Source organism: Halomonas sp., from assembly GCF_052095695.1.
Taxonomy (GTDB): domain Bacteria; phylum Pseudomonadota; class Gammaproteobacteria; order Pseudomonadales; family Halomonadaceae; genus Vreelandella.
In genome coordinates, this window is sequence record NZ_JBQDLQ010000015.1 from 3,772 (window position 1) to 17,823 (window position 14,052).

Genomic DNA, 14,052 nt, shown 5'->3' on the forward strand with positions numbered 1-14,052 from the left:
ACCCTGGTGTTTTATATGGGCCTCTCCAAAGTAGCCGCTATTTGCCAAGGCTTACGCCAGGCAGGTCTGCCCGATGAATGGTCGATCATGCTAGTGGCCAATGCCAGCCAGTGTGAGCAGCGGTCGTTGATCGGCACATTAGCAGACATGCCTGCAAAGCTTGCCGCTCAACCGTTGCCATCACCCTGCTTGATTGTGGTGGGTAGCGTTGTGCAAAGGGTCACCACGTCGCCCGTTAACGTAGCCGCCGTATGCCGCTCCAGCGAAGGCGCTCGTTAGCCGATGTCAGCGCTGACCATTTTGCTCGGCCAGCATTCGGATAAAGTGCGTAAGCCGAGCAATCAGGATTTTTATGACGTTTATTTGCCCAGTGAGCCTCAGCGTGCAGCCAAAGGGCTACGCGCGTTCCATCGGCTCGAAATGCTGAATCAATATGTGCGCCCCGACAATATCATGATCGAAAGCCATGGCACGGTGATGCTGATCGATTTTGGCGCTGGCGATTACCGTTATCACGTTGCTGGCGCGTTAATATGTGCTTTGTATCAACGGGCGTCGTCAAAGCGGTCGACCTGGCGCAGGGTAGGGAATAGCTTCATCCAGGCGCCAACGACCGCTAATGTGCCTACGCCACCAATGATGGCTGCCGGTACGGCGCCAAACCATGCCGCCATACTGCCTGCGCGAAACTCACCCAGCTCATTGCTGGAACCAATAAACAGCATATTGACTGCGTTGACGCGCCCGCGCATTTCATCGGGAGTCGCGAGCTGAATCAGCGTGGTACGTACATACACGCTAATCATATCGGCAGCGCCAGCCACGAGCATGGCCACCATCGAAAGCCAAAAGAACGTTGAGAAAGCGAACACCAAATTGGCAATGCCGAAAACAGTGACCGCCACAAACATCACCAGCCCGGCGCGCCGCTTGATGCCGCGGATGCCCAAGTACAGCCCCATAAGCAATGCGCCGACAGCAATCGCGCTTCGCAGTGCACCTAATCCTTCGGGCCCCACGTGCAGCACCTCTTGTGCATAGATAGGCAGCAATGCCACCACCCCGCCTAGCAGCACGGCAAAAAGGTCCAGCGAAATCGCCCCTAAAATAATCGGCTGATAGCGTATGTAGCGAATGCCCGCGGTAAAACGCTTAATGGCGGTGCTTTCCAACGTTTTAGCCGGTTCAACATAGCGTATGGGCACCGGGAGCAGCAGAAATAATGCGGTTATAAAACATCCTAAGCAGACGCTATAGGCCAGGCTGCCACCCCCTAGCCCATACAGAATACCGCCTAATAGCGGGCCAAGAATGACCGCCACTTTCATGATAGAGCTATTTAACGCGATCGCTGAGGCAAGCTGCGCGCGAGGAACGATATTGGGCAGCAGGCTTTGTAAGGCCGGGCCGGTAAAAGCCCGTGCGGCGCCGAACAATGCCAATACCGCGTAAAAGCCGCTAACGCTCTGACTTCCATTCAGCGAAAGCGTCAGCAGCAGCGCGCTACACAGGCCCTGAACGAGCCAGCTAAGTTGCAAGATACGCTTGCGCGAAAAGCGGTCGACAAAATCGCCGGCCGGCAGTAGCAATAGCACCATGGGTAGAAACTGAGCCAGGCCCACATAGGCCAGGGCCATCGGGTCTCGGGTGATGTCATACACCTGCCAGGCCACCACAATAGCCTGAATCTGCATGGCAAATACCGCCGCTAATCGCGATAGCAAAAAGCTTAAAAAGCCGGACTGGCGATGCAGCGGTACTAACGGTTCCGAAGAGCTGGGCAGTGAATGGGTAGCAGAGGTCATAGCATCATCATGGTAGGCGAAGATTTGGGTGCATGGGTTGAAGTGCGCGGGTGGCTGCCCCATGTTAGTTAACACGCTATCAATAGAAAAGGATGTTAATGATGCAAAGTGTAATTCCTAATCCCGGATTCGGTACTTTTCGCCTGGAGGGCGAAACGCTCAAGCATAGCATTCATGCCGCGCTTGAGGCTGGGTATCGGCATATCGACACGGCGCAGTTTTATGGCAATGAAGCGGAAGTTGGCGAGGCTATTCACGACAGTGACGTGCACCGCAGCGATATTTTCCTCACCACCAAGGTGTGGTTTGACAACTTGGAGCCATCAAGGCTGAAGGCCAGCGTAGACGAAAGTCTCCAGAAACTGGGCACAGGGTACGTTGACCTGCTGCTGATACACTGGCCATCACCAGAGGGTGAGGTGCCTATGGCCGATTATTTGACAGCTCTGAAGGAAGTCAAAGCGGAGGGTAAAGCGCGCCATATTGGTATTTCTAACTTTACCTGCAATCAGGTGGACGAGGCGGTTGGTATCCTGGGTAAAGATGAAATTCTGACCAATCAGATCGAGGTTCACCCCTTCCTGCAGAACCGTAAGCTAGCAGAGCACTGCGAGCACCTGGGTATTCAGGTGACTGCATTTATGCCGCTGGCGGTAGGTAAGGTGATGGACGATCCAACTCTCAAGCAAATTGCCGACGCGCATAAAGTAACCCCAGCGCAAGTTGCCCTGGCCTGGGTCAATCAGCGTAAGATGATTACCATTCCTTCTTCCACTAAGGCGCGTAATATTCAAAGCAACATTGCCGCTTTTGATTTGGTGCTAAGCGATAGTGAGATGGACGATATTGCGATGTTGGATCGCCAAGAGCGTATTGCTAACCCCGGCTTTGCACCGGCATGGGATGAGTAAGCGGGCGGTTGAACACTAAAAGATAGCCGATGTCTGATGGGATGCCTGCTTTGAGCAGGTATCTTTTAACGTAAGGATAAAACGATGAAACAGCGCAAGATTCAAGACAACGCATTAAAAGCGCAGCTGCGAACGCCCATGTTTAAAATGCAGCAGCAGGCCCCGAAAAAAGGCAAAGGAAGCTACTCGCGTAAAGATCAAAAGGGTCTGAGGGGGTATCGCCAAGCCGCTTGAGCGAAGCGTTTAAGCTCAGCGTTTTGGCAATATCTCCTCTGGCATCTCTAAACCGTACCTCATCGCCAGCCTGGCGCGTTGTATTAAGCAGCAATTTGATGTGCTGTTACCGTGATCTATCTAGCGATAGCCTTCTGCCTGTAGTTGAAACAGCATTGCATAGCGACCCTGTGCTGTTAATAGCTCTTCATGAGTGCCGTGCTCAATAATACGGCCTTGGTCGATGACTAAAATGAGATCAGCGCTGCGAACGGTTGAGAAGCGGTGGGAGATCAGAATCGTCATTTTCTGCTGACTATGCTCGCGAAAGCGGGCGAATATGTCGGCCTCTGCGGCGGCGTCCATGGCCGCCGTGGGCTCATCTAGCACCAAAATATCGGCGTTTTTGCGCATGTAAGCACGTGATAAGGCAATTTTTTGCCATTGCCCGCCAGAGAGCTCCTGCCCATTCTTAAACCAACGGCCAAGCTGAGTGTGGTAGCCGCTGGCCATGCGGCCAATAAAGTCATCGGCCATGCCATGGCGCGCGGCCTGCTGCCAGCGCTGTTCGTCGTCAAACGCGCGAGTATCGCCGACGCCAAGATTTTCACCCACCCTGAGCTGATAGCGTACGAAGTCCTGAAAAATGGCGCCGGTACGTTCACGTAACGCCTGGGTACTCCATTTCTGCAGGTCGCTACCATCGAGCAGAATACGCCCTTGCGTGGGGCGATAAAGCCGCGTTAACAGCTTAATAAGCGTGGTTTTCCCCGACCCGTTTTCACCCACTAAGGCTAAGCTTTGGCCAGGGGCAAGGTGCAATGAGATATCGTGTAAAACATCGGCGCCGCCAGGATAAGAGAAACTGACGTGTTCAAAGCGCAGGCCATCTCCGGGGACAACACCCTGGGTTAGCGTGCCGACAATTGTTTCAACCACGACCCAGCCGTAGGCAAGGTAAAACGTTAGGGTGCCCAGCAAGCCTAACAAAAATCCCCAGCTTTCCCGGCGTAGGGTTAAGCGGCGATCTTCGGAAAATAGCTGGGTGAAAATAGCGCGGTAGCGTTTGAGAAATAACCCTTCAAGGCCAAACAATTTGACCTCTTTAATGCTGTCTTCCCGGGTAAGTAGCGTCTCTAAATAGATCTGCATACGGTTTTGCGGCGAACGCCAGCGAAACAGCCGGAAAGCGTCGCCCGAAAACTTAGCTTCCGAGATAAACACCGGCAGTGCGCCTACCACTAAAATCAGTATCGCCCAGGGGGAAAACTGCACTAACAGGACACTGAAGCTACCTAGCGAGATTGCATTTTGCATCAGTCCAAAGGTTTTGTTGACCAGCGCTAGGGGGCGCGTAGATGCTTCACGCCGCGCACGCGTCAGCTGGTCGTATAACTCGGAGTCTTCAAACTGGCTGAGTGACAGCGTGCCCGCCTTCTCCAGAATCATGACGTTCACTTTTTGCCCCAGCATGGCACGCAAAAGTGACTGCTGAGCCGAAAGGCCGCGCTGGGCCAACGCGATTAAACCAATGATGAGCGCCTCCACCCCTACTAGCTTGAGTACCGGCGCAATGGACGCCAGCAGGTTGGGGTTTGACGCTGCCTGATGGGCATCCATGGCACTCACGACGCCATCTACGATCAATTGGCCAACCCATGCCGCCACGGCCGGTAAGACGCCCGCGACCAGCGTGCATAGCGCTAATCCCAACATCATCCAGCACGAGGTTTGCCACACCAAGCCAAGCGCGCGACGGCTATAGCGAAAGACGCCCAAAAAGCCGCTTAGCGGTGAAGTGGCCGCTGGAGAAGAGGGCACCGAAGATGAAGGCTGACGTGATGACGGAATAGCTGAAGAGGCAAAACACTGAGTAAAAAAAGTAGTGCCATGATGCGGGGGTTAAGCGTGGATAGCTAGTTCAACCGCCGGTTGCCTGAAACGGCAACGCGGCGGAGAGCATGTGAGCAGGAAAGCGGCCTACCAGGGTAATACCGCCCCATCGGTGCGCGGCTCGGTGCCACCTTGCAGTACACCGGTTTCAGCGTCGCGCAGGATAATTTGACCACGGCCAAAGCTGATTGAATCGGCCACCTTAACAATGTCGTGCCCACGGCGGGCCAGCGCTAGGGCTAAATGGTTGGGGAAGTCAGCCTCGACTTCGATGGTTTTGCCTTTGGTCCATTTCCAGCGCGGCATATCGAGCGCTGCCTGGGGATTGAGTTGATCTTCAAGCATGGCCGTCACCACCTGCACATGGCCCTGCGGTTGCATATAACCGCCCATCACGCCAAAGGGTCCAACGGCTTGATTATCTTTGGTGATAAAGCCTGGGATGATGGTGTGATAGGTGCGTTTTCCTGGCGCTAAGGCATTAGGGTGCTGCGGATCAAGTGAGAACGACCAGCCGCGGTTCTGCAGGCTAATGCCGGTGTCTGGTACCACCATGCCCGAACCAAAGCCTTTGAAATTGCTTTGAATCAGCGACACCATATTGCCATCGCTGTCCGCTGTTGCCAGGTAGACTGTGCCGCCCTTAATTGGATTACCATGTACAGGGTCAACGGCCTGCTCGCCAATGAGCGCTGCCCGCGCTTCCAAATAGTCGTCGTTTAACATCTGGTCAATGGTGGGACGCATAGCATCCAGATCAGTAACATGCGCGAAGCCATCGACGTAGGCTAGTTTGGTAGCCTCAATACGGCGGTGCAGCGTTTCAACCTGATCACAGCTCTCTTCACCCAGCTGTTCAAGTATACCCAGCGCTTGCAGCACGACTATGCCGCTGCCGTTGGGGGGGATTTCCCAAATATCATGGCCTTTGTAGCGCACACTGATGGGGTCGACCCATTCTGGCTGGTAAGCCGCTAGATCTTCTTTACGCAAGAGTCCACCGTGTTGGCGCGAAAATGCGTCGATGGCCTCTGCCAGTTCACCCTCATAAAACGCTTTGGCGTGAGTGTCAGCAATTGCCTGTAGACTTTTTGCATGGCCTTCAGAGCGCCACAGTTCACCGGCGTTTGGTGCTCGTTCTTCGGGCGCGAAAGTATCCAACCAGGGTTTGAAAGAAGCCTCGCTGTATGCCGAGTAATTGGTAAAGGCAGCCTTCCACATTTGATGAATGACGGGTGATACAGGGAAACCTTCATCGGCGAGTGCAATGGCTGGCGCTAACAGCTCGGCAAAAGGTAGTTTACCGAAGCGCTCGGAGAGCGCCGCCCAGGCAGCGGGAGCACCCGGTACCGTAACCGGCAGCATGCCGTGGGCGGGAACTGTATCGTGACCGAGTGCTTTTAATGCTTCAATGGTCGCCGCTTGTGGCGCCGGGCCGCTGGCATTTAGGCCATGTAACTTGCCGTCGACCCACACAATGGCAAAAGCATCGCTGCCGATACCGTTGGAGGTGGGCTCGACGACAGTCAACGCCGCCGCCGTTGCAATAGCGGCATCAATAGCATTGCCGCCTTGCTGTAAAATACTGATGCCCACCTGAGCGGCTAATGGCTGAGAGGTGGCAACCATGCCACGTTTTCCGAACGTAGACATACGACGTGAAGCGCTAGGATAGTAGAGTGCATCTTGTTGCATATTAGAGTCCTTTTAAGCGCCGAATCTTACGCTCTTGATAAAGCGAAAATAGAATAGAAGCGACGGCTAATGCTAAGAAAAGCGCAGAGAGAGGCCGAGTTAAAAAAGTTAACCAACTTTCATTAAGTTCAAGGGCACGGAATAGCTGGCGCTCAAGGTTGTCACCAAGCACTACGCCCAGTATCAGCGGGGTGAGCGGTACTTCAGCTTTCCAAAGTAGGTAGCCAATGATGCCAAAGATAAATAACACCCAAATATCGAACAGGTTGTTATTGAGTGCGTAGGCGCCAATCGCACATAGCATCAGTACTACAGGAATGAGGATTTGCTGTGGGATCAACGATATTTTGGCGAACCAACGCACTAGCAGCAGGTTGCAAAGCACCATCACCAGCGCACCTATCAGCAGACTGGCGTAAATGGCTCCCACGAGGACTGGGTTCTGCTCAAACATCATCGGCCCCGGCGTAATACCATGCAAAATGAGTACCCCCATCATGATGGCCATAGGCAAATCGCCAGGTATGCCTAGTGCAAGCGTGGGGACAAAGGCGCCGCCGGCTACTGCACTATTAGAAGCTTCTGAGGCGACGATGCCGCTAGGAGTCCCCGTGCCAAACTCTTCCGGGCGTCGGGAGAATTTTTTAGCCTGATCGTAACTTAGAAAGTTAGCAACGGTGCCGCCAGTGCCTGGCAGCGCACCGACTAAGCTGCCAATTAAAGACGAGCGTATGATATTGAGCTTTTGCCCCGCCATATCTTTAATAATTTGGCCGTAAGGGATCGTGACATTGGTATCAATTTTTTTGCTACCGCTGCCATCGTCTTTAAGTTTTTCGATATTGCCAAGAAGCTGAGAGAACGCAAAAATACCAATCATTACCGGTAAGATTTCAAACCCTGAGCCCAAAGCAGGTAGCCCGAAATCAAAGCGTAGATTGCTATTGCGGTCATAACCAACGGTGGTAATTAACAGCCCCAGCGCAGCGGCCATTAAACCTTTAAGCAGCGCGCCACTTGAAAGTCCTGCCACCAGCGTTAGCGCGAAAATAATCAGCGCAGTGATCTCCCAGGGGCGAAAGTTCATGCTGAAGCTAGCAATCAATGGTCCGAAAAAGACCAGTACTGCTACGCTGATAATGGTGCCTAGAAACGATGAGGCAACGCCAATGCCCAGTGCGCGACCAGGCTCGCCTCGCTGGGCCATCGGGTAGCCATCGTATACAGTGGTAATGGAGGAGGGCGTACCGGGGATGCCGAGCATAACGCCCGATACTATCCCGCCTGAATAGCCACCCACAAAGACACCGACCATGAGTGAGACGCCGCTTACCGGATCCATGGCAAAGGTGAAAGGGAAGACCACTAGGATGGCCATAGTGACGGTGAATCCAGGGATACTGCCGCCTACAATTCCGAACAAGACGCCGATGGTGATCAAGCCTAAAACAGATGGCGTACCCACTTCAGCAAGCGCTTGGAGAAAAAAATTAGTCATTATTTACTCCAGGTTAAGGTAGCCAGACATTCAGGCCATAGCGGAATATCACAAATATCACGATGGCTAGGGAGCAGCTAAGGGTGAGATTAATAAGCCACTTACGAAGCGTATTAGTGCCCATCAGGAGTGCAAGAGAGGTGATTAAGAAGCCAATAGTGGCTGCGATATACCCCACCAGTGGAAGTAGTGCTGCATAAAGCCCAAACAGTAGAAATAGAGCGACGATAGTACGCCGGCTCTGAAACCACTCTTTGATGAGCTGTTTTGCACTCGCGCGTTCAGGCACTTTTATCAATAGCGAGCGTACCAAGATCATGAGTGATAACAGTCCAATCACTACCAACAAGATGCGTGGGAAAAGCGCTGATCCATATGGTTGCCAACTGGTAGGGGGGCGAATGTCACCCGATTCTATCCACATGACAGCCACAATTAGCAGCAGTGCCAGCGCCAAGGCGCGGTCTTTAGTTAGCGTCAGCATTAGCGATGCCTCAGGCAGCTCTGGTCCGCGCAACTACGTGGGCCAGAGGGTGCGTTATCAGTTCTGGAAATCGATGTTTTCTGCAGCAGCACTTAATGCAGCTTCGTTTTCATCCAGGAACGTTTGATAATCATCGCCCGCAAGGAATCTCACTACAGAGCCGAACTCATTTTCGATACGGCTACGTACTTCTTTATTTTCAAGAGCATTGCCGTAAGCATCAGAGAGGGTGTCGATAATTTCTTGCGGTGTGCCTTTAGGCGCGAAAATGCCACGGCTTGTAGAGTGATCCATGTTGATGCCCTGCTCACGCAGCGTCGGCACATCGGGCATGCTATCAAGGCGTTCGGAATGGGCGATGCCTAATGCGCGAAAGGAGCCATCTTCAAAGAATGCTCTGCCTGAGGGTAGGTTAAACATTGCGAAGTCAACTTCTTCGGCTAACAGAGCCGATACCTGCTGGCCGGTGTCTGGGTAGCCCACTAAGCGCACGTCCGCCATATCGATGCCTGCTTCCTGAAAAAACTGTGACCAGAAGAAGTGATCGGTTGAGCTAGGGATCATGCTAAAGCGTACTTGGCCAGGGTGCTCACTGACGTAGTCAGCGATTGCATCGGCATTTTGTACCGGATGATTGGAATAGGTGGTGGGAATGTTGATGGTTTGAGTGAGTAATGCGATGGGCTCAAAGGCATCAAACGAGTAGTCGACAGTTCCTGCTAGCTTTGAAAGTGCAATGGTGTCGTGGCTACCAAGCAGGGTGTAGCCATCGGGATTGGCATCTTTAACATTGCGTGATCCCAGCGTTGCACCCGCGCCGGCCATATTGACAGGAACAATGGATTCACCCAGCGTCTTTTCGGCTTCCTGGGAAATTAAGCGGAACAGAATGTCGGTTGCTCCGCCAGGGCCGTAAGGAATGATTAAGCGTACATCCTGTTCAGGATAGTCAGCCTGTGCAGTGGTAGCGATTGCCAAGCTAGATGCAAGTCCGATGGCAGCGAGGGTCGTACTTAGAGTCAATTTTGAACGCGTCATTCTTGTACACCTTTATAGGTTGAGTTTGGTGTTCTGGGAAGTCGCTCTAAATGCAGCGACGTGGTGAGCGCGTGGTTCCGTTATCGGGTTCTTGTTATAAAAATGCGGTGTTTTCGTCAGTGTTAACCCAGCAGGAGAGCCCCATAAATCAAGGCGCCCATGACGACAAAGGCTGGGTGTGTTTTAAAGCGAATCAGAGCAATGGCGGCAATGATTCCAATAATCAATGTGTGAATGACGCCGCTGGTGTTAATACCTTCAAGCAGAAAGCCCAAGGTCAACCATGCCATCATCATGGCGATGACTGGGCGAACCCATTGGCTCATACGCTTCACGCGTGGTGATTCGCGGTGCCGATACAGCAACCCCAATGCGCCAAGCATTAACAGCAAGGAGGGAATGACGGTGGCCGCGATCGAAACGAAAGCGCCTCCAACGCCAGCGACTTCATAGCCAACGTAGCCCGCCATTTTGGTTGCGATAGGGCTGGGTAAAGCGTTGCCTAAGGCAAGCGTTTCAGCAAAGGCTTGAGACGTCATCCAGCCGTAGCGGCCGACGACCTCTGCTTCAATTAAAGGAATAATCGCCGGGCCGCCGCCGTAGCCGATAATATTGGGAATAAAAAAGGCTAAGAAGAGATCCCAGTAAATCACGCGGTCTCCTCCGTTTTTTTCTTGCTGGCGGGTCGAAGCAGGGCGGTCAGTAATATGGCGCCAATGACCCAGCCAGGATGAATGTCGAGCCAATAGATGAGTCCAGCAGAAATAATCACCATGGCTATGCTGACTAGCCAGCCAAGCGATGCTTTGGATTTATCAAAAAAGTCCCAGGTTAGCTGCGCCATCATTACCATCACCACGGGAACCACTGCTTGGCCCATGCCTCGAATCCAAGCGACATCGCGATATCGACTAAAAATGCCTAACATGACTATCATTGCCACTATCATAGGAAAAATGACGGCAATAACTGAGGCAATGCAGCCCATTGTGCCGCCTACTCGGTAACCAATATAACCGGGCATTTTGGTGGCGATGGGGCCAGGCAAGGTATTGCCGATCGCTAATACGTCGGCGAATTCTTCATCGGTGAGCCATTGGTAACGGGTGACAACCTCGGCACGTACAAGCGGTATCATGGACGGGCCACCGCCAAAGCCGAAGATGCCAACGCGGAAAAATGCCCAAAACAATTGCCAGGAGACGGATTGCACTTTCATGCTTCGTGTTTTCATGGACAGTGAGCCTGCAGGGCTGACAATGAGATAGAAAGCATATCCTGCCTTATTTATCGTACGTAGGTTAAAAAATCGATTATTTTATATAAAATAGACTATAGGCAGTGCTCGGTGTAGCGTCAATACTGAAGCGAAGAATGATCACAAGTGCGAAATAATAAAAGGACAGCATTATGAGTGATTTTTTACCTAAATCAGCTGCAACAGCATCAAGCTGCGTATTTGATCACTTGCGTAAAGACTTAGTGGGGGGGCGCTTTATTGCAGGTGAAAAGCTTGCTATCAATGCGCTCAAAGAGCGCTATGACGTAGGCTTGAGCCCGTTACGAGAAGCGCTCAATAAGTTGGCGGCCTATGGCTTGTTGATTCAGGAAAATCAGCGTGGTTTTCGGGTTCCAAAACTGTCGCGCGAGGAATTGGAAGATATTGTCCAGATGCGTCTGGAAATGGAGGGCATGGCGTTGGAGCGTGCAATCAGCCATGGCGATTCGCTTTGGGAGGCCGACTTGCTGGCCGCCGCGCACCGCCTGAAACGCGCGGATATCAGTTTGGATAAAGGCGAGCCATGGGAGCACTTGCATACTCAATTTCATCGCACGCTGGTGGCGCCGTGTGGTTCCGTTTGGCTATTGCGCTTTATTGAGCAGTTACACGACCAGTTTGATCGCTATCGGCGCTTGGGTCCGAAAATGCCGACGATTCGTCAAGAGCTTGACGAGCAGCATCACCAGCTCGTCGAGCTAGCGTTACAGCGCGATGTCAGGGCGGCGCGAGAGCTAATGAACGACCATATTCATAAATCCCATGAAGTCGCTTTAAAGCGCTACCAAGACCACGCCTGATAGGGCCACATAGTGGCAACTGACGGCAACTCTTAAACTGCCGCGATCTGTCTATCGGCCATTGTCGGGCTAATGCTAAAGAGGGTGCTATGCACGCGGATAATCGAATAGTGGCGCAAACGCTAAGCTGGGTGCGCACCTTCATTGTGGCGCAGGATATTTGCCCATTTGCGCAGCGGGAGTTAGAGCGTGAATCCATTCGCGTTGAGGTCGTACGCTCCAAAAAAATGGAAGTGGCGCTTGAAGAGCTGATGATTGAAGTGCAGTGGTTGGATGAGCATCTGGAGACGGAAACAACGCTGCTGGTATTTCCAACGTTGTTTAAAAGCTTTGACCATTATCTCGACTTTGTTGAGTTGGCTGAGCATATTTTGCTCGATCAGGGCTATGAAGGCATCTATCAGCTCGCGACCTTTCATCCTGATTACTGCTTTGATGGCGCTGAGCCTGAGGATGCTGCTAATTATACCAACCGCTCCCCCTACGCGATGGTTCACCTATTGCGTGAGGAAAGCGTCGAAAAGGCAATTGAGTTTTACGGTGATACCGATGCTATCCCCGAGCGCAATATCGCCAAATTGACGGCTATGGGCAGCGATGCCGCTGAGCAGCAACTGCAGCGCTGCTTTGGAGTGGATATTTAAGGGGTGTGAATTACTAACTGATGTTTGCCTTGGCTTAGATCTCCTCATTACTATTGACTGGGTAAAGAATCGCCAAGAAGAGGCAGACCTTCGTGGCCTGGCAGCGCTTTATGCATTACGTGGGTATCGACAAAACCGTGCTGCGCATGGCGAAAGGCATTGGGAACCGTGCCGACAATGCTAAACCCAAGGTTTTGCCATAGCGCGACAGCAACCTCATTAGTCGCCACCACCGCATTGTATTGCATTGCTAGAAAACCTAGCTGCCGTGCCTGCTGCTGGGAATGCTCGCACATGGCGCGAGCGACGCCTTTGCCGCGCGCGGCTGGGGCGACCATGTAACCACAGTTGCATACGTGATCGCCGGGGCCTGCAGCATTGGCTTTTAGGTAGTACGCTCCCAGCAGTTGGCCGCCGGCATCCTTGGCGACCAAACTGGCTTTAGGTGTCTTAAGCCATAGCTGGCGCGCCGACTCGATGCTAATGTTGGGCTCAATCGCATAGGTTTCTTGTGCCGCGACAATCGCTTGAAACGTTGGCCAAAAAACGGCGAAATCATCTTCCGTCATCGGCGTGAAAGTGAGTGATGTCATAAGCTTTCTAGCGGTGCCCTATGGTTTGAGCCTATTGGTTATCGAATGTCTAGCGCATACCTAAACATCGGCTAAGCGATCAGCGAGCGACCTCAGCGACAATTTCATAGCTGCGCAAGCGATCCGAATGATTAAAAAAGTCACTATTAATCATGAGTTCATCAGCACCGGTGCGCGCTTGAAACTCTTCCAGCTCGGCTTTTACTGTTTCCGGCCCGCCAATAATCGCCGCGCCTAAAAACTGGCTGACCTGGGCCTGCTCTGCCGGTGACCAGTCTAGTTGCTCAACCGGTGGCTGCGACTGAGTAGGCTTGCCCCGAATTAGGTTAAGAAACTTCTGCTGCGCGGTGGTGGCTAGGTAGTGTGCCATCGCATCGCTCTCAGCCGCCATCACCGGCAGGCCAACCATGGCATGGGGCTTGGCAAGATGTTCGGAGGGGAGGAAGTTGTCGCGATACAGCCGCAAAGCCTCAAATAAATAGCCTGGTGCAAACTGGGCGGCAAACGCAAAAGGTAAGCCCAGCTTCGCTGCTAGCTGCGCACTGTAGCCGCTAGACCCTAGCAGCCATATCGGCACATGTGTTCCCTGGCCGGGAACAGCCTTGACGCGCTGACGAGGATCGGCGTCAGCTAAGTAGCTGCTTAGTTCGTTGAGTAATTGGGGAAAGTCATCGACGCCGGCATGGGCATTACGGCGCATGGCCTGCATCGTGGCGCCATCAGAGCCAGGGGCACGCCCTAAGCCCAAGTCAATACGGCCAGGATACAGCGTTTCCAGCGTGCCAAACTGCTCGGCAATCACCAGCGGTGGATGATTTGGCAGCATGATGCCGCCGCTGCCTACGCGGATCGTCGAGGTTTGCCCGGCGATATGGCCGATGAGTACCGCGGTGGCGGCACTGGCGATACCGGCGATGTTGTGATGCTCGGCTAACCAATAACGGGTATAGCCCAGCCGTTCGGTTAGTTGCGCTAGCGCAACGCTATCACGAAAAGTCTCAGCAGCGCTGCCGCCTTGGCGTATCGGGGCTAAGTCCAGCACGGAGAGGGCGGTGTTGGCGAGTTGGCTCATGGTTCACCTGCATATGACGTCGTGGGCGCGTGGAGTGAAAAATTACTTAGCGCGCTTGGTAATACCACGTTATGCGGTCAGTGCCGACCAATTACAAGGCATGATTCATTGCTGAGTCCCGATCAGC

Annotated in this window: 14 protein-coding genes and 1 pseudogene; 5 read left to right on the forward strand and 10 right to left on the reverse strand. The window is 53.0% G+C overall.

From position 1 onward, the window contains the following. A pseudogene (locus ACTH5D_RS04730) lies at positions 1-279 on the forward strand (uroporphyrinogen-III C-methyltransferase); the annotation flags it as partial. 266 nt (positions 280-545) lie between these two features. Here the strand turns inward: ACTH5D_RS04730 and ACTH5D_RS04735 are convergent. Further along, entirely contained in the window at positions 546-1,805 is a 1,260-nt protein-coding gene (locus ACTH5D_RS04735; RefSeq protein WP_441668853.1) for an MFS transporter, read from the reverse strand. A gap of 92 nt (positions 1,806-1,897) precedes the next feature. On the opposite strand from ACTH5D_RS04735, the gene dkgB reads away from it, so the two are divergent. Further along, on the forward strand, positions 1,898-2,716 hold the full coding sequence (gene dkgB, locus ACTH5D_RS04740; protein WP_441668855.1) for a 2,5-didehydrogluconate reductase DkgB: 819 nt from the start codon (positions 1,898-1,900) through the stop codon (positions 2,714-2,716). A gap of 84 nt (positions 2,717-2,800) precedes the next feature. Beyond that, positions 2,801-2,950, forward strand: a complete 150-nt coding sequence (arfA, locus tag ACTH5D_RS04745; RefSeq protein WP_441668857.1) for an alternative ribosome rescue factor ArfA — start codon at positions 2,801-2,803, stop codon at positions 2,948-2,950. A 120-nt stretch (positions 2,951-3,070) separates the two neighbouring features. On the opposite strand, the gene ACTH5D_RS04750 is transcribed toward arfA, so the two are convergent. The 7 genes from ACTH5D_RS04750 to ACTH5D_RS04780 form a co-directional block, all read right to left on the reverse strand. Continuing rightward, positions 3,071-4,750: an ABC transporter ATP-binding protein gene (locus tag ACTH5D_RS04750; protein WP_441668859.1), complete on the reverse strand. Its 1,680-nt coding sequence runs from the start codon at positions 4,748-4,750 to the stop codon at positions 3,071-3,073. A gap of 159 nt (positions 4,751-4,909) precedes the next feature. After that, positions 4,910-6,517 carry a gamma-glutamyltransferase family protein gene (locus ACTH5D_RS04755; RefSeq protein WP_441668861.1) on the reverse strand — a complete coding sequence of 536 codons (1,608 nt, stop codon included), beginning with the start codon at positions 6,515-6,517 and terminating at the stop codon, positions 4,910-4,912. Between the two features lies 1 nt (position 6,518). Beyond that, positions 6,519-8,015 carry a tripartite tricarboxylate transporter permease gene (locus ACTH5D_RS04760; RefSeq protein WP_441668863.1) on the reverse strand — a complete coding sequence of 499 codons (1,497 nt, stop codon included), beginning with the start codon at positions 8,013-8,015 and terminating at the stop codon, positions 6,519-6,521. Between the two features lie 13 nt (positions 8,016-8,028). Further along, a complete protein-coding gene (locus tag ACTH5D_RS04765) occupies positions 8,029-8,499 on the reverse strand; it encodes a tripartite tricarboxylate transporter TctB family protein (RefSeq protein ID WP_441668865.1) in 471 nt (156 codons plus the stop codon). A 57-nt stretch (positions 8,500-8,556) separates the two neighbouring features. Further along, entirely contained in the window at positions 8,557-9,537 is a 981-nt protein-coding gene (locus ACTH5D_RS04770) for a Bug family tripartite tricarboxylate transporter substrate binding protein (protein WP_441668867.1), read from the reverse strand. 122 nt (positions 9,538-9,659) lie between these two features. Then, positions 9,660-10,190: a chromate transporter gene (locus ACTH5D_RS04775; RefSeq protein ID WP_441668869.1), complete on the reverse strand. Its 531-nt coding sequence runs from the start codon at positions 10,188-10,190 to the stop codon at positions 9,660-9,662. Beyond that, positions 10,187-10,771 carry a chromate transporter gene (locus ACTH5D_RS04780; RefSeq protein WP_441668871.1) on the reverse strand — a complete coding sequence of 195 codons (585 nt, stop codon included), beginning with the start codon at positions 10,769-10,771 and terminating at the stop codon, positions 10,187-10,189. Before ACTH5D_RS04780 ends, ACTH5D_RS04775 begins: the two co-directional genes overlap by 4 nt. Positions 10,772-10,947: 176 nt before the next feature. On the opposite strand from ACTH5D_RS04780, the gene ACTH5D_RS04785 reads away from it, so the two are divergent. Beyond that, entirely contained in the window at positions 10,948-11,616 is a 669-nt protein-coding gene (locus ACTH5D_RS04785; protein ID WP_441668873.1) for a GntR family transcriptional regulator, read from the forward strand. 89 nt (positions 11,617-11,705) lie between these two features. Beyond that, complete coding sequence (locus ACTH5D_RS04790) at positions 11,706-12,260, forward strand: DUF1415 domain-containing protein (RefSeq protein ID WP_441668875.1); 555 nt, start codon at positions 11,706-11,708, stop codon at positions 12,258-12,260. A gap of 50 nt (positions 12,261-12,310) precedes the next feature. Here the strand turns inward: ACTH5D_RS04790 and ACTH5D_RS04795 are convergent, their stop codons facing one another. Continuing rightward, entirely contained in the window at positions 12,311-12,853 is a 543-nt protein-coding gene (locus ACTH5D_RS04795; protein WP_441668877.1) for a GNAT family N-acetyltransferase, read from the reverse strand. A 79-nt stretch (positions 12,854-12,932) separates the two neighbouring features. Further along, the gene (locus ACTH5D_RS04800) at positions 12,933-13,925 is read right to left on the reverse strand and encodes an LLM class flavin-dependent oxidoreductase (protein WP_441668879.1); all 993 of its coding nucleotides are present in this window, start codon (positions 13,923-13,925) and stop codon (positions 12,933-12,935) included. Positions 13,926-14,052: the final 127 nt, after the last annotated feature.

Coding starts and splice junctions, on each gene's coding strand:
- ACTH5D_RS04735 (WP_441668853.1), bottom strand. CDS start 1,805: ATGACCTCTGCTACCCATTCACTGCCCAGCTCTTCGGAACCGTTAGTA.
- dkgB (WP_441668855.1), top strand. CDS start 1,898: ATGTTAATGATGCAAAGTGTAATTCCTAATCCCGGATTCGGTACTTTT.
- arfA (WP_441668857.1), top strand. CDS start 2,801: ATGAAACAGCGCAAGATTCAAGACAACGCATTAAAAGCGCAGCTGCGA.
- ACTH5D_RS04755 (WP_441668861.1), bottom strand. CDS start 6,517: ATGCAACAAGATGCACTCTACTATCCTAGCGCTTCACGTCGTATGTCT.
- ACTH5D_RS04760 (WP_441668863.1), bottom strand. CDS start 8,015: ATGACTAATTTTTTTCTCCAAGCGCTTGCTGAAGTGGGTACGCCATCT.
- ACTH5D_RS04765 (WP_441668865.1), bottom strand. CDS start 8,499: ATGCTGACGCTAACTAAAGACCGCGCCTTGGCGCTGGCACTGCTGCTA.
- ACTH5D_RS04770 (WP_441668867.1), bottom strand. CDS start 9,537: ATGACGCGTTCAAAATTGACTCTAAGTACGACCCTCGCTGCCATCGGA.
- ACTH5D_RS04780 (WP_441668871.1), bottom strand. CDS start 10,771: ATGAAAACACGAAGCATGAAAGTGCAATCCGTCTCCTGGCAATTGTTT.
- ACTH5D_RS04785 (WP_441668873.1), top strand. CDS start 10,948: ATGAGTGATTTTTTACCTAAATCAGCTGCAACAGCATCAAGCTGCGTA.
- ACTH5D_RS04790 (WP_441668875.1), top strand. CDS start 11,706: ATGCACGCGGATAATCGAATAGTGGCGCAAACGCTAAGCTGGGTGCGC.
- ACTH5D_RS04795 (WP_441668877.1), bottom strand. CDS start 12,853: ATGACATCACTCACTTTCACGCCGATGACGGAAGATGATTTCGCCGTT.
- ACTH5D_RS04800 (WP_441668879.1), bottom strand. CDS start 13,925: ATGAGCCAACTCGCCAACACCGCCCTCTCCGTGCTGGACTTAGCCCCG.